A 25,143-nucleotide genomic window follows, 5' to 3' on the forward strand; every position below is an offset into this window, starting at 1 on the left:
GTTCCGTCCGGGCGGTTGGTGCTTTCAAGGCCGGCGCGGGAGTTCGACACGCCCGGTGCGTCGTTGTGGGCGTGCCCGGCGCGTCCAGCGGTGATGATGTCGGGGTGGGGGAGGACTCAGGCACCGACGACAGGACAGCCGGTCGGCCGCGACGGTCACCGGGCGCGACGCGTACCGCTGCGGCGGGCGCGCCGCCCGACGACGCGCGCGGCCCGGAACCGGGTGCGGCACCGCGGGCAGCGGACCCGCCACCACCCGTGCCACTGCGCGGGTTGGACGGGGCCGGTGGGCTCGCCGCGCTGCGCGGTCTGCTGGCGCGACCGCTGGCCTCCTACTACCTGCTGCTGTCCAGCGCCGGCCTGCTGCTGCTGATCGGGCTGACCATGGTCTTCTCGGCGACCAGCGTGAAGGACTACGCCGAGGACGGCAACGCCTCGGCCTCGGTGACCAAGCAAGCGATCTTCGCGGTGATCGGCATCGGGGCGTTCTGGGTCTGCCAGCGGCTGCCCGCCAGCACGTACCGCTCGCTGGGCCGACCGCTGCTGTTCACCTCGATCGGGCTGCTGCTGGTGCTCAACCTGCTGGTCGCCTACGCCCGGCTCACCAAGCAGAAGTCGGCCGGGTTCGGGCCGATCGAGGCGCGACTGAACTGGCTCTTCGTCGGCGGGATCCAGGTGCAGCCCTCCGAGCTGGCCAAGTTCGCGCTGGTGTTGTGGGGTGCGCACCTGATCGCCCGCAAGGGCGCCGCGCTGGGCTGGTGGCGCGAGCTGGCCACCCCGCTCTTCCCGGTGATGGGCCTGCTCTTCGTCCTGGTCGGCTACAACGACACGGGCACGATGCTCTGCCTGCTGGCCCTGGTGGTGGGTCTGCTCTGGGCCGCCGGCGTCCGCATGCGGGTCTTCGGCGCGCTGACCGTGGTCGGCCTGCTCGGCGTGGGCCTGCTCGTCGCGGTGGCATCGCTGGGCGCCGGCTCCGGCGAGCGGGGCGAGGACAACTACCGCTTCGCCCGGCTGGCCATGTTCTTCAACCCGCCGGACCCGGAGACCTGCAAGCTCGACGGCTGTCTCCAGTTCTACCAGGGTCGGCTGGCCATCGAGCACGGCGGCTGGTTCGGTGTCGGGCTGGGTAAGGGCAGCCTGAAGTGGGACTGGCTGCCCGAGGCGCACAACGACTTCATCTTCGCGATCATCGCCGAGGAGTTGGGCGTGATCGGGTGCGTCGTGGTGCTGAGCCTGTTCGCGGTCCTCGCGTACACCGGGTTCCGAATCGCCCGCCGGGTCGACGACCCGTTCCGCCGGCTCGCCGCCACCGCCGTGACCACCTGGCTGGTCAGCCAGGCCGTGATCAACATCGGTGGGGTGGTCGGGCTGCTGCCGATCACCGGTCTGCCGCTGCCGTTCATCTCCGACGGCGGAAGTGCCCTGGTGGTGACGTTGGCGGGCATCGGCATGCTGGCGTCCTTCGCCCGCGCCGAACCCGATGCGGCCCGAGCACTGCATGCCCGTCCGCCGGCCCGGTGGGTCCGACTACTCTGGGCCCCGTTGCCGCCGCTTCCCGGCCGGCGTCGCCGACCGGCGACGCCGCCCGCTGGCCGAGGGTCCATACCCCGGTCCCGCGAGCGGCGCCATGACGACCAGGCCGCGCCGCGCGGGGTCCGCCAGGACCGCAACCGCGGGGGTACGGCGAGCGAAAGGAGACGCTGATGGGTCCGCTGCGTTCGGTGGTGCTCGCGGGAGGTGGCACCGGGGGGCACGTCTACCCGCTGCTCGCCTTCGCCGACTGCCTGCGCCGACACGACCCGGGCGTCCGGATCACCTGCCTCGGCACACCACGCGGCATGGAGAACGACCTGATCCCGCCGCAGGGCTACGACCTGCGGCAGATCCCGGCATACCAACTGCCCCGGTCGGTCAACATGAACCTGGTCCGTACCCCGGGCCGGATGTGGACCGCGGCGCGCGCCGCGGGCAAGGTGATCGACGAGGTACAGGCCGACGTGGTCGTCGGCTTCGGTGGGTACGTCTCGGTGCCGGCCTACCTGGCCGCCTGGCGTCGCGAGATGCCCATGGTGATCCACGAGGTGAACGTGCCACCGGGTGTGGCCAACAAGCTGGGCATGAAGTTCACCAAGAACGTCGCCGTCGGCTTCCCGCACCAGCCGAGCCAGGCCGAGTCGCTGCGCGACGCCACAGTGGTCGGGGTGCCGCTGCGCCGCACCATCGCCGCACTGGACCGGTACGCGCTTCGCGACGCCGCCCGCGCCCACTTCGGGCTCCGCCCGGACCTGCCGGTGCTCTTCGTCTCCGGCGGCTCGTCCGGCGCCCGGTCGATCAACCTGGCGGTCTCCGGGGCGGCCAAGGAGCTGGCCCGCAACGGCGTGCAGGTGCTGCACGTGATGGGCGCCCGCAACGAGCCGGTGCCGATCCCCACCGACCTGCCGGTGCCGTACGTGACGCTGCCGTACCTGTCCGAGATGGAGCTGGGCTACGCCGCCGCCGACCTGATGCTGGCCCGGGGCGGGGCGATGACCGTCGCCGAGGTTGCCGCGATCGGGCTGCCGACGATCTACGTGCCGTACCCGCACAGCAACCAGGAGCAGCGGCGCAACGCGCTGCCCGTGGTGGAGGCCGGCGGCGGGCTCCTGGTCGACGACGCGGAACTCACCCCGGCCTGGCTGGAGCGCACCGTCATCCCCCTGATCCGCGACCCGCAGCGGTTGTACGCGATGGGCGCGGCGGCAGGGGCGTACGGCCGACGCGACGGCGACGAGGCCCTGCGCTCCTTCGTCATCCAGGCGGTGGCTCGATGACCGCGCAGTTCACCCCGGCCGGCACGCTCACCGCGGAGGACCTGGGCGCCGTCCACCTGATCGGGGTGGGCGGGGTGGGCATGCTCGGCGTGGCCCGGCTGCTGCTCACCCGTGGCATCCGGGTCTCCGGCAGCGACCTGCGTGAGTGGCCGTCGCTGGCGGGCCTGCGGGCGCTCGGCGGCACCATCTACCTCAGCCACGAGGCGACCAACCTTGACGGCGTGGACACTGTCGTCTACTCGTCGGCCATTCCTCAGGACCACCTGGAGCTGGTCGAGGCGCGTCGGCGCGGGCTGCGGGTGCTGCACCGGTCGGAGGCCCTCGCCGCGGCGATGACCGGCCGCCGGGCGGTGGCGGTCGCCGGCACGCACGGCAAGACCACCACCACCTCGATGGTGACGATGGTGCTCCAGCAGGCCGGTGTGGACCCGTCCTTCGTGATCGGCGGCGAGATCTCCGAGGTCGGCTCGGGCGCCCACCACGGCACCGGCGAGCACTTCGTGGTCGAGGCGGACGAGAGCGACCGCTCGTTCCTCATCTACCGCCCGTACGTCTCGATCATCACGAACGTCGAGGCGGACCACCTCAACACCTACGGCGACTACGCGACGCTGGAGGCGGCGTTCGTGGAGTTCGCCCGCCTCACCGACCCGGACGGGTTCATCATCACCTGCGCCGACGACCCGGGCGGTCGGCGGCTGGCCGAGAGCCTGCGCGCCGAGGGCCGGCAGGTGTTCACCTACGGCGAGGCGGCCGACGCCGACCTGCGGCTGACCGAGATCGTCTCCTCGGCGCGTGGTGTGCGCTATCTGGCCGCGATCGACGGCCGGTCACTCGGCGAGTTCCGGTTGCCGGTGCCGGGGCGGCACATGGGGCTGAACAGCGCCTCCGCGGTGCTGGCCGCGTACCTGCTGAAACTGCCGCTGGAGGCGGCCGAGGCCGCGCTGGCGGTCTTCCCCGGAGTGCGGCGGCGCTTCGAGCGCAAGGGCGTCGCGGACGGCGTGCTGGTCTACGACGAGTACGCCTACCACCCGACCTCGATGACCCTCGCCATGCAGACGCTGCGCGAGGTGGCCGGCGACGGGCGGTTGATCGTCGTCTTCCAGCCGTACCGGCTGTACCGCACCCGCGACAACCAGGCGGAGATCGCCGAGGCGCTGGCCATCGCCGACGAGGTGGTGCTGTTGGAGGTCTTCGGGCCGGGCGAGCTGCGCCAGCCCGGCGAGGGCTCGGCGGCGCTGATCGCGGCGGTGGGGCTGCCCGCCGACCGCAAGGTCTTTGTCGACTCGTGGGAGGCGGCGCCGGTCGAGGTGGCCCGCAGGGCCCGCCCGGGGGACGTCGTGGTGACCATGGGCGCCCCGCCGATCTCCCTGATGGGTGACGAGCTGCTCGCCGCCCTGGGGGCGCGTGCGAACGGCTCCGCGCCGACCGCGACCGTCGACCCGGTGGCCACCGCCCCGGTGATCGGTGATCCGGTGCCGGGTGGCGCCACGGCCGGGGGCGACGGAGCGGCCCTCGGTGGCGCCGTCGCGCCCGGCGGCACGGCGCCCACGGCCGGATGAGTCCCGGCCCGGCCCGAGGGCGGACCCGCGCCGCCGACGGCGGCGCCCCGCGTCGCGGTCCGGCGCGGCGTTGGCAGCTGGTCCGGGCGAGCCGCGACGCGGTACCGCCCTCGACCCGCCGGTTCATGGCCCGTGCCCGGCAGCGTCGCATGCGCGCGGCGCTGCCCTGGGCGGTGGCCGCCGGGGTGCTCGCGCTGGCCGGGCTGGTCGCCTGGACGGTGCTGGGCACCGGGCTGTTCGGTGTGCGGGAGGTGCGCGTGGAGGGGGCCGACCTGGTCACCCCGGTGCAGGTGCACGACGCGGTCGCCGTACCGGACGGGGTGCCGCTGGCCCGGGTGGACCTGGCGGCCGCCGCCCGCCGGGTCGGCACGCTGGCGCCGGTGGAGCGGGCCACGGTGTCCCGCGACTGGCCCGGCACGCTGGTGGTGCGGGTGACCGAGCGGACTCCGGTGGCGGCGGTGCCGCAGGGGGAGGCGTACGCCCTGATCGACCGCAGTGGGGTGGCGTTCCGGACGGTGGACCAACGCCCCGCCGGGATGCCGCAGGTGACGGTGGCCCGACCGGCCGCCGACGACCCGGGCACGCGGGCCGGGCTGGAGGTGCTCGTCGCCCTGACCCCGGAGTTGCGCGCAGAGGTGGTGGACGTGAGCGTGGAGGGGTTGGCCCGGATCACCCTGCGGCTGCGCGGAGACCGGACGGTGGTCTGGGGCGACGCGACCCGGGGCGCGGACAAGGCCCGGGTGGCCACCGCGCTGCTCGACGAGGACACCGATCGGATCGACGTGAGTGCCCCGGACGTGGTGACCTTCCGCTGACCCGGCGAGCGCGTCAAGGCGTGACCTGTCGCGCTCCGGCCGGCGACACGCCGGGCGGGTCCTTGGCTCATCGCGTGGTGGCGCTTACGTTGCCCCGAAGAGGTTCAGTGGTTGACATAACTGTAAGCCTCTAGTAGAGGGTGAGGGTTCACTCCTGACTCTCGCTGGTGACAGCTGTCGTCGGCCGCTGGTCTGGCCACGCCGTACCCGGTCGGCCGAAGCCAATCTCGAAGGAAAGGACCGGAGATGACACCTCCGCACAACTACCTGGCGGTCATCAAGGTCGTCGGCATCGGGGGAGGCGGCGTCAACGCCGTCAACCGGATGATCGAGGTTGGGCTCAAGGGCGTCGAGTTCATCGCGATCAACACCGATGCCCAGGCGCTGCTGATGAGTGACGCCGACGTCAAGCTCGACGTCGGCCGGGAGCTGACCCGTGGCCTGGGGGCCGGGGCCAACCCGGACGTCGGCAAGAACGCCGCCGAGGACCACCGCGACGAGATCGAGGAGGTGCTCAAGGGCGCCGACATGGTCTTCGTGACCTGCGGTGAGGGCGGCGGCACCGGCACCGGTGGCGCGCCCGTGGTGGCCAACATCGCCCGCAAGCTCGGTGCGCTGACCATCGGCGTGGTGACCCGGCCGTTCTCCTTCGAGGGCAAGCGCCGTCAGGTGCAGGCCGAAACCGGAATAGACGAACTCCGCAACCAGTGCGACACGCTGATCGTGATCCCGAACGACCGGCTGCTGGCCCTGGGTGACCGCAACATCAGCATGATGGATGCCTTCCGCACGGCCGACCAGGTGCTGCTCTCCGGTGTGCAGGGCATCACCGACCTGATCACGACCCCGGGTCTGATCAACCTGGACTTCGCCGACGTCAAGAGCGTGATGAGCGGCGCCGGCAGCGCGTTGATGGGCATCGGCAGCGCCCGCGGTGAGAACCGCGCCGTCGAGGCGGCCGAGGCGGCCATCTCCAGCCCGCTGCTGGAGCAGAGCATGGACGGCGCGCGCGGCGTGCTGCTCTCCATCGCTGGCGGTTCCGACCTGGGCCTGTTCGAGATCAACGACGCGGCCCAGCTGGTCACCGACGCCGCCCACCCGGACGCCAACATCATCTTCGGCGCGGTCATCGACGACGCGCTCGGTGACGAGGTGCGGGTGACGGTCATCGCGGCGGGCTTCGACGGCGGCACACCCGCGTACAAGGCGGCCGAGCCGACCCGTAAGACCAACACCAACCAGCCGGCGGCGCAGAGCACCCCGGTGCCGGCACCGGCGACCAACCCGGCTCCGGCCCAGTCGCCGCGCCGAGTGCTCTTCGACGACGTGGACGTTCCCGATTTCCTCAAGAACGGGTCCTGAGCACCGCCGATGACCGACAGCTCAGCCACGGTGGGGCCGGACCGGCACGCCGAGATCGCGGCCGGTCTGGCTCAGGTCAGGTCCCGGATCGCCGACGCCTGCGTGCAGGCCGGCCGGGACCGCGCCGACGTCACGATGATCGCGGTGACGAAGACCTACCCGGCCAGCGACGTGTTGGCGCTGGCCGGGCTCGGGGTCACCGACATGGGGGAGAACCGCGACCAGGAGGCAGCGGGTAAGGCCGCCGAGGTGGCCGCGGCCGGGGTGCGCCCCCGCTGGCACTTCATCGGCCAACTCCAGCGCAACAAGGCTCGCTCGGTGGTCCGGTACGCCGACGTGGTGCAGTCCGTCGACAGTGTCCGGCTGGCCCGGGCGTTGGCCAACGCCGCCGCCGACCGGGAGGTGCCGCTGGACGTCATGGTCCAGGTGAGCATCGACGGCGACGCGGCCCGGGGTGGCGCACTGCCTGGTTCGGCCGACCCGGGTGCCGGGCTGGAACCAGTGGCCGAGGCGGTGGCCGACGCGCCCGGGCTGCGTCTGGTCGGTCTCATGGCGGTGGCTCCGCTGGGTTGGGAGCCGGACCGGGCCTTCGCTCAACTCGCGGAGGTTGCCGGCGTGTTTCGGACGGTCCATCCGGGAGCGACCGAGCTGTCCGCGGGAATGAGCGGAGATTTCGACATCGCGATCCGATACGGCGCGACACATGTCCGCGTCGGCAGCGCGTTGCTCGGAATGCGTCCCACGCTGCGGTAGCCTGACCGCGAGACATGCAAATTACATCAGTGTTGTTTCAGGGGTGGCGTCCCCTAGTCGGGGGTCGTGGCGCGCGACGCGAATCGCGCGCCAGGGGATTGCCGCCCCGGTCCGATGGGCATTGTTGTCCATTCGCGACGGGCGACATGGCACGGGGGCGCGTGCCGCACGGCGGACGGAAGGGCGCGGGATGGGTGCACTGCGCAAGGCGGGGGTCTGGCTCGGTCTGGTCGAAGAAGACGACGAGCGGGCCTACGACGACGGTGGCTACGACAAGGGTGGCTACCGCGACTCGCGTTACCGGCAGAGCCGGTACGCCGAGGAGTTCGCCGACGAGGACGAGGACGACACCGAGGAGCCACCGGCTCCCCGGCCGCGGGTCAGTGAGCGGGGTCGACTCTCCGAGCGGGCGAGCGGGCGGTTGAGCGAGTCCGAGCGTGGTGACAACGAGCGTCCGGAGCGGGTCGAGCGGGCCAGCGTACGGTCGATCACCCGGTCGTCGGCTGGTGAGACCTCCGGCGCGCTGACCTACCACACCCGCGACAATCTGGCGCTCGCGCCGCAGGTCGCGTCGCGTGAGCGGGCGTTGCCCGAGGAGGAGCAGCGCTATCAGATCACCACGCTGCACCCCACCACCTACCGCGAGGCGCGCACGATCGGGGAGCACTTCCGCGACGGGGTTCCGGTGATCATCAATCTCACCGAGATGGATGAGGCCGATGCCCGCCGTCTGGTGGACTTCGCCGCCGGTCTGGCGTTCGGCCTGCGCGGTACGATCGAGCGCGTGACCAATCGGGTGTTCCTGCTCTCACCGGCTAATGTCCAGGTCACCGCTGAGGACAAGGCCAAGATCGCTGAGGGCGGTTTTTTCAGTCTGAGTTGACCCCGCCCGACCCGAGGGACGTCGCTGACCGTGTTGTCGATCTTACTGCAAGTGTTGTACCTGGTCCTTTATGTCTTCCTGCTCCTCCTCTTGTCCCGGTTCGTGTTGAGCGCCGTCCTGCAGTACGGCCGTCGCTGGCAACCGGGGCGTGGAGCATCGGCAGGATTGGAATCCGTGTGGAGCGTCACTGATCCCCCTCTCAACGCGTTGAGGCGTGTGATCCCTCCGCTGCGAATTGGTACCGTGAGCATCGACCTGGCCTCCCTTGTGCTCCTGGTTATCCTGTTCGTGCTGATGGAGTTCGTGTTAGGGCCGTCGATCAGGGCATCTGCCTGATGACCGACGCGCTTTCGCGGCCGCAACTGACCCGAGGAGTTTCGATGCCGCTGACCCCGGCCGACGTCCACAACGTCGCCTTCAAAAAGCCGCCGATCGGCAAACGGGGGTATGACGAGGAGGAGGTCGACGCCTTCCTTGACGAGGTCGAGCGCGAGCTCGCCCGTCTCATCGAGGAAAACAACGAGCTGCGTGCCCAGGTGGAGCGCGGCGGCCGTGGCGGTGCCCCCGCCGGCCCCGGCGGCGACGCCCGACTGGCGGCGGAGCTCAACGACGTCAAGGCCCAACTGGACCGGGTGCAGCGCGACAAGTCGGCGGCCGAGCAGGCCGCCCGCGCGATGCAGGCCGAGCTCGAGCAGGTCCGCGCGACCGGCGGCCCGGCCGGCGGCGGCGTCACCGGTGACGGTGAGCAGCAGGCCCTGCGCGTGCTGATGATGGCCCAGCGCACCGCCGACGACCACGTGTCCGACGCTCGTCGCGAGGCCGACCAGCTGCTGTCCGAGGCCCGTGGCAAGGCCGAGGAGGTGACCCGGGAGGCGCGCGCGAAGGCTGACGCCCTTGAGCGGGACGCCCGCCAGCGGCACCAGGAGGCCATGGGCGGCCTGGACGCCAAGCGCACGGCGCTGCAGAAGCACATCGAGGAGCTCAAGCAGTTCGAGCGCGAGTACCGCACCCGGCTCAAGGCCTACCTGGAGAGCCAGCTGCGTGACCTCGACGGTCGCGGCCAGGGCCTCGAAGCCGAGATGACCCGCTCCGAAGCAGGCCGGGTTGCCGGCGGCAACGGGCTGGCCGCTGCGGGCCTCGCCGGTTCGTACGGCGGCGGCGGGCGCTCCGGCGCCCTCGAAGCCGGACGCTGAGCACCGGCCGGCGATCGTTTCCCGCCAATGGTGACGATCGCCGGCCCAGCCTGGACGGTACGACGCGGCGGGGGTGAGCCGTGATAGTCGCAAGTCTTCTGCTCATCCTCGTCGCGGTGGTCCTACTGGTGCTCGGTCTGGCCAGTGGCTCCAGCTTCATGTTGATCATCTCCATCGCGGCCAGTCTGCTGGCCGCCGTGGCGTTGGTGGTGGGCGCCCGCCAGGCAGCCGCCAACCGCGCCATGGCGGATCCCGGCCGGCCCGGCCGGCGACCCCCCGACGCACCCCGCACGGCCCGCCAGGCCACGGGTGTCGCGTACGGGCCGCCGCTGGTCGAGCCGGAGGTGCCGGTCCAGCACGTGCCCACGACGGTTGGTACCGGCGGCACCGGGTGGCGGCAACCACCCGAGCCGCCGGCCGACCATGTGCCGCCGTTCGATCCGGGCTCGCCGTTCGTGACCCCGGCCGACGACGCGTCCGCTCCCGCCCGGCCCGTCAGCCCGGCGTCGCCGTTCGCGGCGTCCACCGATGACGCCTTCCTCGACGGTGCCCCGGCGGCCGACGAGCCGGCCGAGCAGCCGGTCACTCCCGCCGAGGCGGCCCGGGTGGCGCGACTTCCCGATGCCGTCCAGGTGGTCGACGGTCACCCTCGCTACCACCTCGCCAGCTGCCCGCACCTCGTTGGTCGGGCGCCCGAGGTGCTGCCGGTCGCCGAGGCCGTCGAGCTCGGTTTCACGCCCTGCGCGCACTGTGCGCCAGCCACCGCCCTGCTCGCCGACGCCCGGCCGATCTGAAGCGGCGCCGGTGCCCGCGCAGGAGACGCTCACCGTGGCGGTACGGGTGAAGCCGGGCGCCTCCCGTACACGGGTGGGAGGCCGCTTCGATGGTCCACACGGGCCCGCCCTCGTGATCGCGGTGCACGACCCGGCCGTCGACGGTCGGGCGACCGAGGCGGCCCGCAAGGCGTTGGCCGCCGCCCTGGGCCTCCGGCCGGCCGCGGTGTCACTGCGGGTCGGCGCGGCCAGCCGCGACAAACTCTTCCTCGTCGATCGGCCCGGCCCGGAGCTGTCCGAGCTGCTGCGCCGACTGCGCGACGGATCCGCCGAGTGAGGAACGCCCAGGCCAGGCTGCTGTGACGCCCGGATTGGACATCGCGCTGCTGCTCGGTGCGGCCGTGCTGCTGGTCGCCGTCGGCGCGGTGCGGCTCTCCACCCGGCTCGGCGTGCCCAGCCTCCTCGTCTACCTGGCGCTGGGCGTGGCGATCGGCGAGGGCGGGCTGGGCATCGGCTTCGAGGACGTCGAGCTGACCCGGGCCCTCGGCTTCTGCGCCCTCATCGTGATCATCGCGGAGGGCGGCCTCACCGCCCGGTGGACCACCCTGCGTCCGGTGCTCGGGCTGGCCTCCGCGCTCTCGACGGTCGGCGTGATCGTCAGCATCGTGGTGGTCGGTGTCGCCGTACACCTGCTGTTGGGGTTGGACTGGCGGTTGGCGCTGCTCTATGGCGCGGTGCTCTCGTCCACCGACGCGGCGGCTGTCTTCGCCACCCTGCGTCGGCTGCGGCTGCCGCCCCGGCTGGTGGCGACGCTGGAGGCCGAGTCGGGCATGAACGACGCCCCGGTGGTGCTGCTGGTGGTGCTGCTGTCCCACGAGGGCTGGGCGCACCCGTGGTGGTACGAGGTCGGGCTGGTCTGTTACGAGCTGGGTGTGGGTGCGGCGGTGGGTGTGGGCGCCGGCGTCGCCGGCACCTGGGCGCTGCGCCGGGCCGCGTTGCCCTCGGCCGGGCTCTACCCGATCGCCGCGGTGGGCATCACCGTGCTGGCGTACGCCGCCGGGGCGGTGCTGCACGCCTCGGGGTTCCTCGCCGTCTACGTGGCCGGGGTGCTGCTGGGCAACGCCCGGTTGTCACACCGGCAGGCGATCCTCGGTTTCGCGGACGGGCTCGCGTGGCTCGCCCAGATCGGGCTGTTCGTGCTGCTCGGGTTGCTGGCCTCGCCGGGTCGGCTGGACGCGGCGGTGCTGCCCGCGGTGGTCGCGGGACTGGCCCTGGTGCTGCTGGCCCGGCCGTTGTCGGTGGCCGTCTCGGCGCTGCCGTTCCGTGTCAGCCTCCGCGAACAGGCGTTCCTGTCCTGGGCGGGGCTGCGCGGGGCGGTGCCGATCGTGCTGGCCACCATTCCGCTCTCCGAGCGGGTGCCCGGTGCGGAGCGTCTCTTCGACGTGGTCTTCGTGCTGGTGGTGATCTTCACGCTGGTGCAGGCCGGGGCGCTCGGGCCGTTCGCGCGGTGGTTGCGGGTGACAGCGCCGGCCGAGGCGGCCGAGATCCATGTGGAGACGGCGCCGCTGGAGCGGATGCGGGCGGACCTGCTCCAGTTGGAGGTGCCGCCGGGCTCGCGGCTGGCCGGTGTGCACGTCGACGAGCTGCGGCTCCCGTTGGGCGCATCGGTCACGCTGGTGCTGCGCGACGGGGTGGGTTTCGTGCCCGCACCGGACACCCGCCTGAAGACCGGCGACAGCTTGTTGATCGTGGCGACCGCGGGGGTGCGGGACGCCGCGGAGCGCCGGCTGCGGGCGGTCAGCCGGCGGGGTCGCCTGGCCCGGTGGTTTGGTGAGTACGGGGATGAGGCAGTCGATTGATCTGCTAGCGTTCCCTTTGCCCCAGTTAGGCAGGGCTAGGGGCTGTTTAGCGGAGCGACGGTGCGGCACGTTGTCGGACGCCTGTACGTTCCGTATTCTTGCCAACCTCCGGAGTGCGCGGCCATCATTGCCGTGCGCCCCTTTTCGTACATTAGGGGACGCCTTGGTCGGCGCCCCCCGAACCAGGATGCCGCGGACCACGCGGCTCCCCGGCCGAGGGAGCGACCCATGGCGAAGCCAGCCGACACCAGGACCGCCGGGCGCAAGCCGGTGACGAAGCCCACCCGGAGCACGGCGGAGACCGAGAAGATCCGGGCGGCGCTGGCGGCGCGGCGGGACGAGCTTCGCGCCGAGTACGATCAGACGCTGAGTGAGATCACCGAGCTGCAGCGCGACCGGCTGACCGACTCGGCCGGGGACGACCAGGCCGACACGGGCACCAAGACGCTCGAGCGGGAGCAGGAGATCTCTCTCGCCAACAGCATTCTGGAACGGATCACGCAGGTCGAGCGCGCTCTGGAGCGCCTCGACGAGGGTGGTTACGGCTGGTGCGAGCGGTGCGGCAACCCGATCCCGGTCGAGCGCCTCGCCGCCTTCCCGTCGGCCACCCAGTGTGTGACGTGCAAGCAGCTGGAGGAGCGGCGCTGAGGTCCGTTCCCCGGCGGCGATGAGACGGTGAGCGATCACCGCCGAGACTGTCGATGGGGAGCGCATGACCGCAGTACCGTCCGCCGAGCCCGGCCGCACCGACCCAGGAGGCGGCACACGCCGGCCCCGGGCCGTCGCGATCCTTGCCGGAGTCGCCCTCGTGGCCCTGCTGGCCGACCTGGTCACGAAGCACCTCGCGCTGGCCGCGCTGACCGACCGGGAGCCGGTCCGGCTGCTCGGCGGGTTCGTCTACCTGAGCCTGACCCGCAACAGCGGTGCGGCCTGGAGCATCGGCGCTGACCACACCTGGATCTTCCCGCTGATCACGATCGGTGTGGTCGGCTGGATCGTCTGGATGGCGCTGCGACTCCGCTCGCTGCCCTGGGCGATCTCCCTGGGCCTGGTGCTGGGTGGTGCGCTGGGCAACCTCGTCGACCGGATCTTCCGGGCGCCCTCGCCCTTCCACGGGCACGTGGTCGACATGATCAGCCTCTTCGACCCGTACGGCCAGGTCTGGCCGGTGTTCAACCTGGCGGACAGCTCGCTGGTCTGCGGTGTGCTGCTGGCGGTCCTGTTGGAACTGACCGGCCGTCAGCGGGACGGCCGGCGGGCCGGACGCGACGACGCCCCGGCCGAAACGGACGCCACCCAGGGCGCCGACCAGAAGGAGCGGGCATGACCTCCGCCTTCGCCGCTGGCGGCGACCACCGTTCCCTCCCGGTGCCGGACGGCCTCGACGGCATGCGACTTGACCAGGCGGTGTCCCGCCTGTTCGGGCTCTCCCGCACCGCCGCCGCGGCCCTGGTGGATGCCGGGGACGCGCTCGTCGACGGCGCCGCCCGACCCAACTCGCACAAGGTCAAGGCCGGCTCCTGGCTGGACGTCACGCTGCCGGCCCCGGTCGCACCGCCGACAGTGGTGCCGCAGGCGGTGCCCGGCCTGCGGGTGGTCTACGCCGACGACGACATCGTGGTGGTCGACAAGCCGGTGGGCGTGGCCGCGCACCCCAGCCCCGGGTGGACCGGCCCGACCGTGATCGGCGCCCTCGCCGCGATCGGGCACCGCATCTCCACCAGCGGCGCCGCCGAGCGACAGGGCGTGGTGCACCGGCTCGACGTGGGCACCACCGGGATCATGGCGGTCGCCAAGAGCGAGCAGGCGTACACGGCGTTGAAGCGGGCCTTCAAGTACCGCGAGGTGGACAAGGGCTACCACGCGGTGGTGCAGGGTCACCTGGACCCGCTGCGCGGGACCGTGGACGCGCCGATCGACCGTCACCCCACCCACGACTACCGCTGGGCGGTGGTGTCCGGCGGCAAGCCGAGCATCACCCACTACGACACCATTGAGGCGTTCCCGGCGGCCAGCCTGGTCGACGTTCGACTGGAGACCGGCCGGACCCACCAGATCCGGGTGCATTTCTCCACCCTGCGGCACCCCTGCGTGGGTGACCTCACCTATGGTGCCGACCCGACCCTCTCGGCCCGTCTCGGCCTGGCCCGACAGTGGCTGCACGCCCGCGAACTGAGCTTCCTGCACCCCCGAACGGGGGACGAGGTCCGGTTCGTCAGCGACTACCCTGACGACCTGGACCGTGCGCTTCAGATCCTGCGTGACTGAGCGGCGACCGCCCGACACCGCTCCGACGAGGGGATCCCGCCCGTGCGCGCCGGCAACCTGCTGCGGCAGCTGGACCAACGGCTGCTGCCGCCGCTGACCCGGGCCGTGACCCGGCTCGGCGAGCGGTCGGCGCGGTCCGGGGTGCTCACCTGGGCCGCCGTGCTCTCTGCGGCGGCGGTCCTGGGCACCGCGGTCTGGGCCGTCGACGACACTCCGGTCGGCGACCGGACGGTGGGTGAGGTGACCCGCGTCGGTGTGACCGAGGGCGATTCCGTCCCCGGCTACCTGCGGTCCGCCGCCGCCGACCTGGCCGCGCTGCCCGCGTCGGCGCAGTCCGCGGGGGGCGGGACCTACGCGCTGGTCACGCTTGCCGCGTACCTGCCGCCGCAGCGTCTGGCGACGGTCCTCGGCGACGTGGGGGTCTCCACCGTCTTCGGGCGGGTGCCGCTACCCGGGCGGCAGACCGAGATCGTCAAGATTCCCGCACTGCGGGTGCCGGACGACGTCGTGGCCGGGATGGATCAGGTGGCGGCCCGCAAGGACGTCGAAGCCGCCGACTACCGGGCGCTGGCCGCCACGGTCGACGGTGACGGGCCGGATGAGCGGGAGTTGCGGGAGCGCTACGCCAGCGGCGCCGAGGTGGCCGCCGCCGAGGCGACCGCGTACCGGACCGGCTGCGCCTGCGTCTACGCCGCTGTGGTGCGAGCGACGCCGGGTGCGCTGCGCGGTGTGGCGGCCCGGCCGGACGTACGCGCGGTCGACCCCGCTCCCGAGGTGTACCGCCTGGACCGCACGGTCTTCACACCTCCGCTGCCCGAGCAGCGCGACGTGGTGCGTCCGCCCGTCGACATAGGGGCGAGTCCGGCGCCCACACCCGACGGGGACGCGCCGTCGACACCACCCGCGCCCGCACCGATGGCGTCGATGGGCGAATCGTCGGAACCCGCACCGGTCGTCACGACTCCGTCACCCGCGCCGTCGCCGGCCACATCGACCGAGCCACCCCCGCCGACCGTCACCACCTCCCCGGACGGCATCGGTGCCGAGCCGCCGACGCCCGCGTCGTCGTGATCTGCGTCGGCTGGTGTGCGCTCTGAGGTGTGGTCCGAATAGGGTTTGGTTCGTAGCCTGTCAGACGGAGATCGATGGTGCTGGGAGGGCGGGCCGTGGAGGGCAGTGAGACCGGCTGGGGCCGGCCGGCCGAACCAGCGCCGCGGTGGCGCGCGTTGTTGGACCGTGCCCGGCTGGGCGGTCGCGGCGCGGAGCAGACCGAGCCGGACCGGCATGCCGACGACCCGTCACCGGACCCGCTGCCACGGCGCGCGGCACCGAACGGCAACGCCGGGCGGGCGTCCGCCATCGGGCATCCGGCCGAGCTGTCGTACGGCGCGGAGCCCGACTACCGGGCCGAGGCGACCTACCGTGTCGACCCCGCCTACCGGGCCGACCCGGGTTACCGGGCGGAGCCGGGTTACCGCGCCGAGCCGGACTATCGGGCCGAGTCGGTGTACCGCTCTGAGCCGGACTACCGGTCGGAGCCGGCGTACCGGTCCGAGCCGGCGTACCGCGCCGAGCCGGAATACCGGGCCGAGCCGACGTACCGGACCGAGCCTGGCTATCGCGTTGAGCCGGAATACCGGGCCGAGCCGGGCTATCGGGCCGAGCCGACGTACCGGGCCGAGCCTGGCTATCGCGTCGAGCCGGAATACCGGGCCGAGCCGGGCTATCGGGCCGAACCGACGTACCGGGCCGAGCCCGAGCCACCGCCGGCCGTCCCCGACCCGGCCCAGTCGCGGTACGCGTTGCTGGACAACGGCTACCGGCCGGGCGACCCGCCGGTGCAGTCCCGGTACGCCCTGCTGGAGACCGGCTACCAACCCGAGACCGGTTACCCGGCGCCCGCGACCCCGTCGGTCGCACCGCCACTCGCCGCACCGGTCGCACCGCCGGTGGCCCCGCCACCCGTCGCGCCGGTGGCACCGCCACCCGCCCCGGCGGTCGGCTCGGCGGTCGCCGAGCGCGCCTACCCGCCCCGGATCGAGTGGCGCCCGCAGGGCGTCGACCAGGAGCAGGAACGCGCCAACGGGGTGCTCCGGCGTGACCTGGGCACGCCCCGGGTGTTCGCCTTCGCCAACCCCAAGGGCGGGGTGCACAAGACCACCGCCACCGTGCTCGCCGCAGCCACTGTCGGCAGTGTGCGCGGGCAGGGCGTGCTGGCCTGGGACGACAACGAGCTGCGCGGCACCCTCGGGCTGCGCGCCGGCAGTGCCCGGCACGCCCGGACGATCCGTCACCTGATCACCGACCTGGCGCAGATCGAGATCCTCGAGGGCGAGACCCTGCTGGGTCGGCTGGACGACTACCTGCGGCACGCATCCGACGGCTCGTACGACGTGCTGGCCGGCGAGGAGAGCCCGCGCTTCGCCCAACGACTGGACCAGTTCACCGTCCGACGTGTGCTGGAGCTGCTGCGGCGCACCCACGACGTGGTCTGCGTCGACACCGGCAACAACGTGGAGAGCCCCAACTGGCGCACCGTGATGCAGGCCGCCGACCAGCTCGTGGTGACCACCGTGCCCCGGGAGGACGCGGCGTTCAGCGCCGACTGGATGCTCGACCTGCTGCACGAGGAGGGCATGGGCGAGTTGGCGGACAACGCCATCACCCTCATCTCCTGCCCGACCCCGGGCCGCTCGTCGTTGCAGGACGACCTGGAGCGGCACTTCGCCACCCGTACGCGTGGGGTGGCCGTGGTGCCCTACGACCCGGCGCTGGAGACCGGGTCGTCGATCGAGTACCACCAACTCCAGCCGGAGACCCGGCAGGCCTGGTTGCAGGCGGCGGCGATGATGGTGGAGCCGTTCGCCCGGTGAGCTGGTCTGCCGCCACCGGAGCCCCGGCCCCGCACCGGGCCTGAGAGGATCATCGGGTGAGCCCGGACAACCCCGAACCCGAGCGGCCCGTCGACGATCCCGACCGGGCCGCTTCGCCCGACCCGTCGGGGACGACCACGTCGCAGACACAGCCCGCTGCCCAACCGCCGGCGTACGCCGAACCGCCGGGCGCCGCATCCTCGACCGCGTCCCGGAGTTGGTTCGAGTTGACCTCCGACGAGCCGCGTCGTCCGCTGCGCACCGCGGCGACGGTGCTGGGCGCCGTGCTCGCACTGGCCGTGCTGGGTGTGCCGTTCGGGCTGCTGTGGGCCGTGCTCGCGCCGGCCACGCCGGTGCTCAAGACCGCCGAGGGGGCGATCTACGCCGACCCGCAACCGGAGCAGCCCATCGCGGCGGACGGGTGGTTCAGTCTGCTCGGGCTCGGCTTCGGGCTGCTGGTGGCGCTCGCCCTGTGGTTCGTGCTGCGCCGGCGGCGCGGCCCGGTCGGGTTGCTCGCCGCGGTTCTCGGCGCGTTGGCCGCCGCGCCGGTGGCCTGGCAGGTGGGGCGGCGGGTCGGTCTGGCCACCTTCGACCGGCTGCTGGACACCGCCCCGGCGGGGCAGTCCTTCACCAAGCCCCCGGACCTGCGGGCCGGCGGGGTCGACTGGCTGCTCGGCGTCCTTCCGGTGCCGCACGGCAACCTGCTGCTGCCGGCCTTCGGGGCCGCGATCACGTACACCCTGCTGGCCGGCTGGTCGCGGTGGCCGGGCCTGCGCCCGGAACCCGAGCCGGCCGACCTCAGTTGGGTGTCGGTGGGGACGACGCCAGCTCCGCCAGCGGCACCGGAACCGCCCGCACCTGGCGCAGCAGAGCCGCCTCGCGGTTGAGCAGCCGCAGTTCGGCGCGCAGCCGCGCAGCGGTGTCGTCGATGGCCAGCAGGCGCTGCCGGTCGTCGACGGTGAGCGCCGCGGTCGCCGCCACCAGGTGGGAGAGCACCGTCGGATCCTCCGGCAGTTGCTCGGAGATCTCCTCCGGGTCGGAGCGGATCAGGCCGAGGTACTGCCGGAACACCGCGATCACCCGGGCGGCCAGCAGATCGGCCACCTCGTCCGACCCGGCCGGGTCGGGCAGCCACTCGACGTCGGCGGTCAGATAGGGGGCCGCGCTGTCGTCGACCTCGGCGATCCGGAAACGGCGTCGGCCGACCGTGACGATGTCGAAGCCGCCATCGGTCAGCTCGGTCACCTGACGCAGCTCGGCGGTGCAGCCCACCTCGTGCAGGGTGACGTCGCCGACGCCGGGCGTCGCACGGGCGCCGGGACCGGCGGGCGCGACCTCCCAGCCAGCCTGGATGGCCACCACACCGAACTCGCGGGGAGCGCCCTCGGGCAGGTCGACGAGGTGTCGGACCAGCGCCCGGTAGCGCTCCTCGAAGATGTGCAGCGGCAGCACCAACCCGGGAAAGAGCACCGTTGCGAGCGGAAACACCGGCAGCCGTGCGGTCACATGGTCGAGCCTAACCAATCCCGCCGGCGTGGGCGTGGCCCGGCTCACCGTCCCGGCGGACGGGCGGCTCGGGTGTACACCGGGCCGGCCGCCTAGACTCGCAAGGGTGCTGAATCGGATCGACCTGCGCAAGGGTCTCGAAGACCCGCGCCGCCTGCTGCCCCGTGCCCAGCTCGACGTGTCGGTTGCCGTCGAGCGGATCCGCCCGCTGGTGGAGGCGGTTCGCGAGCATGGCTACCCGGCGATCCGAGAGGCCAGCGAGCGATTCGACGGCATCTCCCCGGAGGTGCTGCGGGTGCCGGTCGAGGCGATCACCGAGGCCGAGGGGGTGCTCGACCCGGCTGTGCGCGCCGCGCTGCTGGAGTCGATCAGCCGGGCCCGTCGGGTCCACGACGACCAGCGGCGCACCGACCACACCACGCAGGTGGTGCCCGGCGGCACAGTCACCGAGCGCTGGCTGCCGGTCGACCGGGTCGGCCTCTACGTGCCCGGTGGCCTGGCGATGTACCCGTCGACAGTGGTGATGAACGTCGTGCCCGCGCAGGCGGCCGGCGTGCGGTCGCTGGTGGTGGTCAGCCCGCCGCAGAAGGACAACGGCGGTCTGCCCGACCCCCGGGTGCTCGCCGCGTGCGCGCTGCTCGGTGTCGACGAGGTGTACGCCGTGGGCGGGGCCCAGGCGGTGGCGATGCTGGCGTACGGCGCCGCGGTCGACCCGTTGGGTGAGTTGCGGTGCGACCCTGTCGACCTGATCACCGGCCCCGGCAACATCTGGGTGACCGCCGCCAAGCGGCTGCTGCGCGGCGTGGTCGGCATCGACGCCGAGGCCGGGCCGACCGAGATCGCCATCCTCGCCGACGACACGGCCGATCCGGCGCACGTGGCCGCCGACCTGATCAGTCAGGCCGAGCACGACCCGCTCGCCGCGAGCGTGCTGGTGACCCCGTCGCTGGCGCTGGTCGAGTCGGTCGAGCGGGAGTTGGCCCGGCAGGTGCCGGCGACCAAGCACACCGAGCGGGTGACCACGGCGCTGACCGGTGAGCAGAGCGGCGTCGTCCTGGTCGACGATCTTGAGGCGGGGTTGCGGGTGGTCGACGCGTACGCGGCCGAGCACCTGGAGATCCAGACGGTCGACGCCCGGCAGTGGGCGCTGCGGGTCCGCAACGCTGGGGCGATCTTCGTGGGCGCCTGGTCGCCGGTGTCGCTCGGCGACTACTGCGCCGGGTCCAACCACGTGCTGCCCACCGGCGGCTGCGCCCGGCACTCCTCGGGCCTGTCGGTGCAGTCGTTCCTGCGCGGCGTGCACCTGATCGAATACACCGAGACCGCTCTGCGTGAGGTGGCCCCGCACGTGGTGACCCTGGCCAACGTGGAGGACCTGCCGGCGCACGGCCAGGCGGTCCAGGCCCGTTTCCCGGGTGGAGCGGCATGAGCGAGCGCAGCGAGCGAACCAGCTGGCGCAGCCTGGATGAGTTGCCGATCCGCGACGACCTGCGCGGGCTCTCGCCGTACGGGGCGCCGCAGCTCGACGTGCCGGTGCGGCTCAACACCAACGAGAACTCGTACGCGGTGCCGGAGCCGGTGGTCGAGGCGATCGGCAAGGCGCTCGCTGCCGAGCTGCGCGAGTTGAACCGCTACCCGGACCGGGACGCGCTGGCGCTCCGGGCCGACCTGGCCGAATATCTCGGGCACGGGCTCACCGTCGAGCAGGTGTGGGCCGCCAACGGCTCCAACGAGATCCAGCAGCAGCTTTTGCAGGCGTTCGGTGGGCCGGGGCGCAGCGCGCTCGGCTTCGTTCCGGCGTACTCGATGCATCCGCTGCTGGCCCTCGGCACCGGCACCCGGTGGGTGCCCGCCGAGCGCGGCGTCGACTTCGGGTTGACCGCCGAGGAGGCGGTCGCCCAGGTCCGTGAGCACCGGCCCGACGTGGTCTTCCTCTGCTCGCCGAACAACCCCACCGGCACGGCACTGGACCCGGCGGTGATCGCCGCGGTGCTCGACGTCGCGCCGGGCATGGTGGTCGTGGACGAGGCGTACGCCGAGTTCGCCCGACCGGGCACGGTCAGCGCCCTCGCGGTGCTGCCCGGCCACCCGCGGCTGGTGGTGAGCCGCACGATGAGCAAGGCGTTCGGCTTCGCCGGCGGGCGGTTGGGCTACCTGGCCGCCGACCCGGCGGTGGTGCAGGCGGTGCAGCTCGTCCGTTTGCCGTACCATCTCTCCGCACTGACCCAGGCCGCCGCACGGGCGGCGGTGACCCACCGCGACGCACTCCTCGGCACGGTCAGCGCGATCATGGCGCAGCGGGACCGGATCGTGGCGACGCTGCGCGAGCGTGGGTTGCGGGTCGCCGACAGCGACGCCAACTTCGTGCTCTTCGAGGTGGGCGGGGACCAGACCACCGTCTGGAAGGCGCTGCTGGCACAGGGGGTGCTGGTCCGTGACGTCGGCCTGTCCGGCTGGCTGCGGGTGACCGCGGGCACCCCGACCGAGACCGACGCCTTCCTTTCTGCAATGGAGACTGTGTGATGAGCCGGACCGCCCGGGTGGAGCGGATCACCAAGGAGACCAAGGTCCTCGTCGAGATCGACCTCGACGGCACCGGCGCCGCCGAGATCAGCACCGGCGTCGGCTTCTACGACCACATGCTGCACCAGATCGCCCGGCACGGCGGCTTCGACCTGACCGTGCGCACCGTGGGTGACCTGGAGATCGACGCGCACCACACGATCGAGGACACGGCGCTCGCCCTGGGTGCCGCGTTCGACCAGGCGCTGGGCGACAAGGCCGGCATCCGGCGGTACGGCTCGGCGACCGTGCCGATGGACGAGGTGCTGGTCCGGGCCGCGGTGGACCTCTCGGGTCGGCCGTACGTGGTGCACGACGAGCCGGCGCTGGCCCCGTACATCGGGCCGGTGTACGCGACGAGCATGACCCGGCACATCTGGGAGTCCTTCGGTCAGGCGGCCCGGGTCACGCTGCACGTCGACGTGCTGCGGGCGGCCCGGCCGGGCGGTCACCCGGACTCGCACCACGTGGTGGAGGCGCAGTTCAAGGCGGTCTCCCGGGCGCTGCGGGAGGCGACAGCGATCGACCCACGCTCGGCGGGCGCGATTCCCAGCACGAAGGGTGCTCTCTGATGAGCGCGAGGAGTGCAGCGCAGCGGAGCCCCGCAGTCGCGATTCGAGGGTGGCTCTGATGGGTGCCGCGTTGCCGACGTTGTTGCTGATCCTGGCCGGGGTGCTGGTGGGTGGCACCTGGTCGCTCTACCGGCAGGGTGCGCCGAAGGCGGCCGTCCTGGTCACCGCGGCGCTCGCGGTGCTCGCCACTGTCGCCGGGGTTCTGCGGCTGCTGCCGGAGAACGGGTGATCGGGGTGACGACATGAGTGATGTGGTGGTGCTCGACTACGGCTCGGGCAACCTGCGCTCGGCGGAGCGGGCGCTGGCCGCCGCTGGCGCTGACGTGCGGGTGACCGACGACCTGGCCGCCGCGGCCGCCGCCGACGGCCTGGTGGTCCCGGGGGTGGGCGCGTACGCGGCGTGCATGGCCGGGATCGAGGCCCTCGGTGCCGGCCCGGTGATCGCCGAGCGGGTGGCGGCGGGTCGGCCGGTGCTCGGCATCTGTGTGGGCATGCAGGTGCTCTTCGAGTACGGCGAGGAGCACGGTGTGGTGACCAAGGGGCTCGGGTTGCTGCCCGGCGGGGTGACCCGGTTGGCCGCCACCCGGTTGCCGCACATGGGTTGGAACACGGTCCGGGCGCCCGAAGGGTCGGTGCTCTTCGCCGGGTTGTCGGAGCAGAGCCGGTTCTACTTCGTCCACTCGTACGCGATGGGGGACCCGGCGGCGCTGGCTGCTGCCGGTGCCACGGTGACCACCGCCCATCACGACACTGATTTCGTCGCCGCAGTGGAGCGTGGTCCGCTGTCGGCGGCCCAGTTCCACCCGGAGAAGTCCGCCGACACCGGTGCCGCGCTGCTGCGCAACTGGCTCGTCACGCTGCCCAGCGGTGACTGACCGTCGTCGCCCGGTGCCCGGCGCGAGGGTGTCGCGGTGAGCCGGGAACGGGCCCGTCGTCGGGCGGTGCGTGAGGCCGAGCAGGCCCGGGAGCGGGCCGTCCGGCAGCGGCAGGTGGCGCGCCGTCAGCGCCGTCGCGCGGTGGTCCGCCGGTTGACGCCGCAGGTGCGGCGGGGCCGCTCCGGACGGTTGCCCCGGCACAGCCGGGGTGAGCGGGCCGCGATCGTGCTGCTGACCGGTGCCGCGCTGATTCTGATCTGGACGTTCGTCGACAACCTGGCGCTGCGTGTCGCGCTGATGGTGCTCTTGCTGCTCGTACTGCCGGCGATCGTCGTGATCGCCCTGGACCGTCGTACCTGATCGAGGAGAAGACGTTGAGCCTCACCCTGTTACCTGCTGTGGATGTCGCTGACGGCCGGGCCGTCCGGCTCGTGCAGGGCGCCGTCGGAAGCGAGAGCATCTATGGCGAGCCGTTGGACGCGGCGCTGGCCTGGCAGCAGGACGGCGCCGAGTGGATCCACCTGGTCGACCTGGACGCGGCGTTCGGTCGGGGCACCAACGCGCACCTGCTCGCCGAGGTGGTGCGTCAGTTGGACGTGAAGGTGGAGCTCTCCGGCGGCATCCGGGACGACGAGTCGCTGCGGGCGGCGCTGGGCACCGGGGCGACCCGGGTGAACATCGGCACCGCCGCCCTGGAGGACCCGGTCTGGTGTGACCGGGTGGTGGGGGAGTACGGCGACCGGGTGGCCATCGGGCTGGACGTGCGCGGCCACACCCTCTCCGCGCGCGGTTGGACCCGCGACGGTGGTGACCTGTACGAGGTGCTGGAGCGGCTGGACAAGGCGGGCGCGAGCCGGTACGTGGTCACCGACATCACCAAGGACGGCACGATGCGCGGGCCGAACCTGGACCTGCTGCGCGAGGTGTGCGCCCGCACCGACCGGCCGGTGATCGCCTCCGGTGGGGTGTCCACGTTGGACGACCTGCGGGCGTTGGCGACCCTGGAGCCGCTCGGGGTGGAGGGTGTGATCGCCGGTAAGGCGCTCTACGCGGGTGCCTTCACGGTGGCCGAGGCGCTGCGGACTCTGGCCGAGGCGTGACGGTCACCCGGCTCTCCTCGGGTGGCCCGTGGGAGCAGCGGTACGGCTATTCCCGGGTGGTCCGGGCCGGTGACCTGGCGTTCACGGCCGGTTGCACGGCAACGGTGGACGGTCGGGTGGTGCACGTCGGTGACGCCGCCGCCCAGACCGCGCAGGCGTTGCGGATCGGGCTGGACGCGCTGGCCGAGGTGGGTGCGGAGCCCGGCGATGTGGTCCGGACCCGGATGTACGTGATCGACCGGTTGCACGCCGACGAGGTGGGCCGGGCGCACAACGCGGTCTTCGGCGCGGTCCGGCCGGCGGCGACCCTGGTGGTGGTGGCCGGTCTGCTGGATCCGGAGCACCTGGTCGAGGTGGAGTTGGAGGCGTACCTCGGCGGTCGCTGAGGTCGGCGGTCGGCGTGGTGCCGGCCGCTTCCCGGCCAGATAAGTTGTGCACAACTTAATTGTGGGCTACGGTTCAGCGGTGACCGATGATCTGCTGTTGCGCCGACAGGTGTGCTTCGCGCTCTACGCCGCGTCGCGCGCCCTCACCGACGTCTACCGGCCGATCCTCGACGAGTTCGGGCTGACCTACCCGCAGTACCTGGTGCTGCTGGTGCTCTGGGAACGCCCCGACGACGCCCCCACGGTGTCCGAGCTCGGCGCCGAGCTGCGACTGGACTCCGGCACGCTCTCCCCGCTGCTCAAGCGGCTGGAAGGAGCGGGCCTGGTGGTTCGGCGGCGGTCGGCGCGCGACGAGCGGCGGGTCGAGGTGGGCCTCACCGAGCAGGGGCGGGCGCTGCGGGAGCAGCTCTGCGACGTCCCGCTGCGGATCGCCCTGGCCACCGGGCTGGGCATCGATGAGCTTGTCGCATTGCGCGACACGCTCACCCGGGTCACCGACACCATCCATCGACAGAAGGAGCAGTGACTCTCATGCAGGTCATCTACACCGCATCCGCGACCGCCAAGGGTGATGGCCGCGACGGCCACGTCGAGACCTCCGACGGCACCCTCGCGCTCGACCTGGCCGTGCCGAAGGAGATGGGTGGCGCCGGCGGCGCCGCCAACCCCGAGCAGCTCTTCGCCGCCGGCTACGCGGCCTGCTTCCACAGCGCGCTGCGACTGGTGGGCCGCCGGGCCAAGGCCGACGTGAGCGACTCCGTCGTCGCGGCCGAGGTGGGCATCGGCCCGAACGGCAGCGGCGGTTTCGGGCTCACCGTCGAGCTCGTCGTCGACCTGCCCGCCGTCTCCCGCGAGACCGCCGAGCAGATCGTCGAGCAGGCCCACCAGGTCTGCCCGTACTCGAACGCGACCCGCGGCAACATCGACGTCACGCTGACCGTCCGGGAGACCTTGGCCGCGTGACCTCGCGGACCGAGACCCCCACCGCGGAC

General features: G+C 72.6%; 29 protein-coding genes. 28 read left to right on the plus strand and 1 reads right to left on the minus strand.

What is annotated here, in order from left to right; all coding sequences use genetic code 11:
- Positions 1–272 precede the first annotated feature (272 nt).
- The 18 genes from KBX46_RS21880 (at position 273) to KBX46_RS21965 (ending at position 18,037) form a co-directional block, all read left to right on the plus strand.
- Positions 273–1,703, plus strand: a complete 1,431-nt coding sequence (locus KBX46_RS21880; protein ID WP_374223699.1) for an FtsW/RodA/SpoVE family cell cycle protein — start codon at positions 273–275, stop codon at positions 1,701–1,703.
- Positions 1,703–2,809 (plus strand): undecaprenyldiphospho-muramoylpentapeptide beta-N-acetylglucosaminyltransferase, encoded by a 1,107-nt coding sequence (gene murG, locus KBX46_RS21885; protein ID WP_099856017.1) that lies wholly within the window; start codon positions 1,703–1,705, stop codon positions 2,807–2,809. Before KBX46_RS21880 ends, murG begins: the two co-directional genes overlap by 1 nt.
- Positions 2,806–4,371 (plus strand): UDP-N-acetylmuramate--L-alanine ligase, encoded by a 1,566-nt coding sequence (gene murC, locus KBX46_RS21890; protein WP_210793878.1) that lies wholly within the window; start codon positions 2,806–2,808, stop codon positions 4,369–4,371. Before murG ends, murC begins: the two co-directional genes overlap by 4 nt.
- Positions 4,368–5,186 carry a cell division protein FtsQ/DivIB gene (locus KBX46_RS21895; protein ID WP_210793879.1) on the plus strand — a complete coding sequence of 273 codons (819 nt, stop codon included), beginning with the start codon at positions 4,368–4,370 and terminating at the stop codon, positions 5,184–5,186. The genes murC and KBX46_RS21895 overlap by 4 nt, the downstream gene beginning before the upstream one ends.
- Positions 5,187–5,432: 246 nt before the next feature.
- Entirely contained in the window at positions 5,433–6,548 is a 1,116-nt protein-coding gene (gene ftsZ / locus KBX46_RS21900) for a cell division protein FtsZ (RefSeq protein ID WP_088949375.1), read from the plus strand.
- A gap of 9 nt (positions 6,549–6,557) precedes the next feature.
- The gene (locus KBX46_RS21905) at positions 6,558–7,301 is read left to right on the plus strand and encodes a YggS family pyridoxal phosphate-dependent enzyme (protein ID WP_210793880.1); all 744 of its coding nucleotides are present in this window, start codon (positions 6,558–6,560) and stop codon (positions 7,299–7,301) included.
- A gap of 190 nt (positions 7,302–7,491) precedes the next feature.
- Positions 7,492–8,184: a cell division protein SepF gene (locus tag KBX46_RS21910; RefSeq protein ID WP_141910526.1), complete on the plus strand. Its 693-nt coding sequence runs from the start codon at positions 7,492–7,494 to the stop codon at positions 8,182–8,184.
- Between the two features lie 30 nt (positions 8,185–8,214).
- Positions 8,215–8,520 (plus strand): YggT family protein, encoded by a 306-nt coding sequence (locus tag KBX46_RS21915; protein ID WP_088949372.1) that lies wholly within the window; start codon positions 8,215–8,217, stop codon positions 8,518–8,520.
- Between the two features lie 44 nt (positions 8,521–8,564).
- On the plus strand, positions 8,565–9,377 hold the full coding sequence (locus tag KBX46_RS21920) for a DivIVA domain-containing protein (RefSeq protein ID WP_088949371.1): 813 nt from the start codon (positions 8,565–8,567) through the stop codon (positions 9,375–9,377).
- Between the two features lie 80 nt (positions 9,378–9,457).
- The gene (locus KBX46_RS21925) at positions 9,458–10,171 is read left to right on the plus strand and encodes a hypothetical protein (protein WP_210793881.1); all 714 of its coding nucleotides are present in this window, start codon (positions 9,458–9,460) and stop codon (positions 10,169–10,171) included.
- A 10-nt stretch (positions 10,172–10,181) separates the two neighbouring features.
- The gene (locus tag KBX46_RS21930; RefSeq protein ID WP_210793882.1) at positions 10,182–10,487 is read left to right on the plus strand and encodes a DUF167 domain-containing protein; all 306 of its coding nucleotides are present in this window, start codon (positions 10,182–10,184) and stop codon (positions 10,485–10,487) included.
- 22 nt (positions 10,488–10,509) lie between these two features.
- Positions 10,510–12,009 carry a potassium/proton antiporter gene (locus tag KBX46_RS21935; protein WP_088949368.1) on the plus strand — a complete coding sequence of 500 codons (1,500 nt, stop codon included), beginning with the start codon at positions 10,510–10,512 and terminating at the stop codon, positions 12,007–12,009.
- Positions 12,010–12,237: 228 nt separating this feature from the next.
- Complete coding sequence (locus tag KBX46_RS21940) at positions 12,238–12,657, plus strand: TraR/DksA C4-type zinc finger protein (RefSeq protein WP_088949367.1); 420 nt, start codon at positions 12,238–12,240, stop codon at positions 12,655–12,657.
- Between the two features lie 64 nt (positions 12,658–12,721).
- Complete coding sequence (lspA, locus tag KBX46_RS21945) at positions 12,722–13,336, plus strand: signal peptidase II (protein ID WP_088949366.1); 615 nt, start codon at positions 12,722–12,724, stop codon at positions 13,334–13,336.
- Complete coding sequence (locus KBX46_RS21950) at positions 13,333–14,277, plus strand: RluA family pseudouridine synthase (RefSeq protein ID WP_088949365.1); 945 nt, start codon at positions 13,333–13,335, stop codon at positions 14,275–14,277. Before lspA ends, KBX46_RS21950 begins: the two co-directional genes overlap by 4 nt.
- 42 nt (positions 14,278–14,319) lie before the next feature.
- Entirely contained in the window at positions 14,320–15,348 is a 1,029-nt protein-coding gene (locus KBX46_RS21955; protein ID WP_210793883.1) for a hypothetical protein, read from the plus strand.
- Positions 15,349–15,422: 74 nt separating this feature from the next.
- Complete coding sequence (locus KBX46_RS21960; RefSeq protein ID WP_247667947.1) at positions 15,423–17,150, plus strand: AAA family ATPase; 1,728 nt, start codon at positions 15,423–15,425, stop codon at positions 17,148–17,150.
- A 56-nt stretch (positions 17,151–17,206) separates the two neighbouring features.
- Positions 17,207–18,037, plus strand: a complete 831-nt coding sequence (locus KBX46_RS21965; protein ID WP_210793885.1) for a DUF2567 domain-containing protein — start codon at positions 17,207–17,209, stop codon at positions 18,035–18,037.
- Here KBX46_RS21965 and KBX46_RS21970 read toward each other — a convergent pair.
- The gene (locus KBX46_RS21970; RefSeq protein WP_088949361.1) at positions 17,949–18,656 is read right to left on the minus strand and encodes an LON peptidase substrate-binding domain-containing protein; all 708 of its coding nucleotides are present in this window, start codon (positions 18,654–18,656) and stop codon (positions 17,949–17,951) included. The genes KBX46_RS21965 and KBX46_RS21970 overlap by 89 nt on opposite strands.
- Before the next feature lie 106 nt (positions 18,657–18,762).
- Between KBX46_RS21970 and hisD the strand changes: the two genes are divergently transcribed.
- From hisD to KBX46_RS22020, 10 genes are all read left to right on the plus strand, one after another.
- On the plus strand, positions 18,763–20,085 hold the full coding sequence (gene hisD, locus KBX46_RS21975; protein WP_210793886.1) for a histidinol dehydrogenase: 1,323 nt from the start codon (positions 18,763–18,765) through the stop codon (positions 20,083–20,085).
- Complete coding sequence (locus KBX46_RS21980) at positions 20,082–21,179, plus strand: histidinol-phosphate transaminase (protein ID WP_210793887.1); 1,098 nt, start codon at positions 20,082–20,084, stop codon at positions 21,177–21,179. The genes hisD and KBX46_RS21980 overlap by 4 nt, the downstream gene beginning before the upstream one ends.
- The gene (gene hisB, locus KBX46_RS21985; protein ID WP_210793888.1) at positions 21,179–21,790 is read left to right on the plus strand and encodes an imidazoleglycerol-phosphate dehydratase HisB; all 612 of its coding nucleotides are present in this window, start codon (positions 21,179–21,181) and stop codon (positions 21,788–21,790) included. Before KBX46_RS21980 ends, hisB begins: the two co-directional genes overlap by 1 nt.
- A 58-nt stretch (positions 21,791–21,848) precedes the next feature.
- Positions 21,849–22,019, plus strand: a complete 171-nt coding sequence (locus KBX46_RS21990) for a hypothetical protein (protein WP_165435803.1) — start codon at positions 21,849–21,851, stop codon at positions 22,017–22,019.
- A gap of 13 nt (positions 22,020–22,032) precedes the next feature.
- Positions 22,033–22,665 carry an imidazole glycerol phosphate synthase subunit HisH gene (gene hisH, locus KBX46_RS21995; protein WP_088949357.1) on the plus strand — a complete coding sequence of 211 codons (633 nt, stop codon included), beginning with the start codon at positions 22,033–22,035 and terminating at the stop codon, positions 22,663–22,665.
- A 36-nt stretch (positions 22,666–22,701) separates the two neighbouring features.
- Positions 22,702–23,025: a hypothetical protein gene (locus KBX46_RS22000; protein ID WP_088949356.1), complete on the plus strand. Its 324-nt coding sequence runs from the start codon at positions 22,702–22,704 to the stop codon at positions 23,023–23,025.
- Between the two features lie 14 nt (positions 23,026–23,039).
- On the plus strand, positions 23,040–23,765 hold the full coding sequence (priA, locus tag KBX46_RS22005; RefSeq protein ID WP_088949355.1) for a bifunctional 1-(5-phosphoribosyl)-5-((5-phosphoribosylamino)methylideneamino)imidazole-4-carboxamide isomerase/phosphoribosylanthranilate isomerase PriA: 726 nt from the start codon (positions 23,040–23,042) through the stop codon (positions 23,763–23,765).
- On the plus strand, positions 23,762–24,151 hold the full coding sequence (locus tag KBX46_RS22010; protein WP_088949354.1) for a RidA family protein: 390 nt from the start codon (positions 23,762–23,764) through the stop codon (positions 24,149–24,151). The genes priA and KBX46_RS22010 overlap by 4 nt, the downstream gene beginning before the upstream one ends.
- 79 nt (positions 24,152–24,230) lie before the next feature.
- Positions 24,231–24,677, plus strand: a complete 447-nt coding sequence (locus tag KBX46_RS22015; RefSeq protein ID WP_088951911.1) for a MarR family winged helix-turn-helix transcriptional regulator — start codon at positions 24,231–24,233, stop codon at positions 24,675–24,677.
- A 5-nt stretch (positions 24,678–24,682) separates the two neighbouring features.
- Entirely contained in the window at positions 24,683–25,114 is a 432-nt protein-coding gene (locus KBX46_RS22020) for an organic hydroperoxide resistance protein (RefSeq protein ID WP_088949353.1), read from the plus strand.
- The last annotated feature ends 29 nt before the right edge of the window (positions 25,115–25,143 follow it).

This window comes from Micromonospora sp. C81, assembly GCF_018070425.1.
GTDB lineage: Bacteria > Actinomycetota > Actinomycetes > Mycobacteriales > Micromonosporaceae > Micromonospora > Micromonospora zamorensis.

What these genes read in the sequence shown, in the direction of transcription:
- murG (WP_099856017.1), top strand. Translation starts at nt 1,703, where the DNA reads ATGGGTCCGCTGCGTTCGGTGGTGCTCGCGGGAGGTGGCACCGGGGGG.
- murC (WP_210793878.1), top strand. Translation starts at nt 2,806, where the DNA reads ATGACCGCGCAGTTCACCCCGGCCGGCACGCTCACCGCGGAGGACCTG.
- KBX46_RS21895 (WP_210793879.1), top strand. Translation starts at nt 4,368, where the DNA reads ATGAGTCCCGGCCCGGCCCGAGGGCGGACCCGCGCCGCCGACGGCGGC.
- ftsZ (WP_088949375.1), top strand. Translation starts at nt 5,433, where the DNA reads ATGACACCTCCGCACAACTACCTGGCGGTCATCAAGGTCGTCGGCATC.
- KBX46_RS21905 (WP_210793880.1), top strand. Translation starts at nt 6,558, where the DNA reads ATGACCGACAGCTCAGCCACGGTGGGGCCGGACCGGCACGCCGAGATC.
- KBX46_RS21910 (WP_141910526.1), top strand. Translation starts at nt 7,492, where the DNA reads ATGGGTGCACTGCGCAAGGCGGGGGTCTGGCTCGGTCTGGTCGAAGAA.
- KBX46_RS21920 (WP_088949371.1), top strand. Translation starts at nt 8,565, where the DNA reads ATGCCGCTGACCCCGGCCGACGTCCACAACGTCGCCTTCAAAAAGCCG.
- KBX46_RS21940 (WP_088949367.1), top strand. Translation starts at nt 12,238, where the DNA reads ATGGCGAAGCCAGCCGACACCAGGACCGCCGGGCGCAAGCCGGTGACG.
- lspA (WP_088949366.1), top strand. Translation starts at nt 12,722, where the DNA reads ATGACCGCAGTACCGTCCGCCGAGCCCGGCCGCACCGACCCAGGAGGC.
- KBX46_RS21950 (WP_088949365.1), top strand. Translation starts at nt 13,333, where the DNA reads ATGACCTCCGCCTTCGCCGCTGGCGGCGACCACCGTTCCCTCCCGGTG.
- KBX46_RS21960 (WP_247667947.1), top strand. Translation starts at nt 15,423, where the DNA reads ATGGTGCTGGGAGGGCGGGCCGTGGAGGGCAGTGAGACCGGCTGGGGC.
- KBX46_RS21980 (WP_210793887.1), top strand. Translation starts at nt 20,082, where the DNA reads ATGAGCGAGCGCAGCGAGCGAACCAGCTGGCGCAGCCTGGATGAGTTG.
- hisB (WP_210793888.1), top strand. Translation starts at nt 21,179, where the DNA reads ATGAGCCGGACCGCCCGGGTGGAGCGGATCACCAAGGAGACCAAGGTC.
- KBX46_RS21990 (WP_165435803.1), top strand. Translation starts at nt 21,849, where the DNA reads ATGGGTGCCGCGTTGCCGACGTTGTTGCTGATCCTGGCCGGGGTGCTG.
- hisH (WP_088949357.1), top strand. Translation starts at nt 22,033, where the DNA reads ATGAGTGATGTGGTGGTGCTCGACTACGGCTCGGGCAACCTGCGCTCG.
- KBX46_RS22020 (WP_088949353.1), top strand. Translation starts at nt 24,683, where the DNA reads ATGCAGGTCATCTACACCGCATCCGCGACCGCCAAGGGTGATGGCCGC.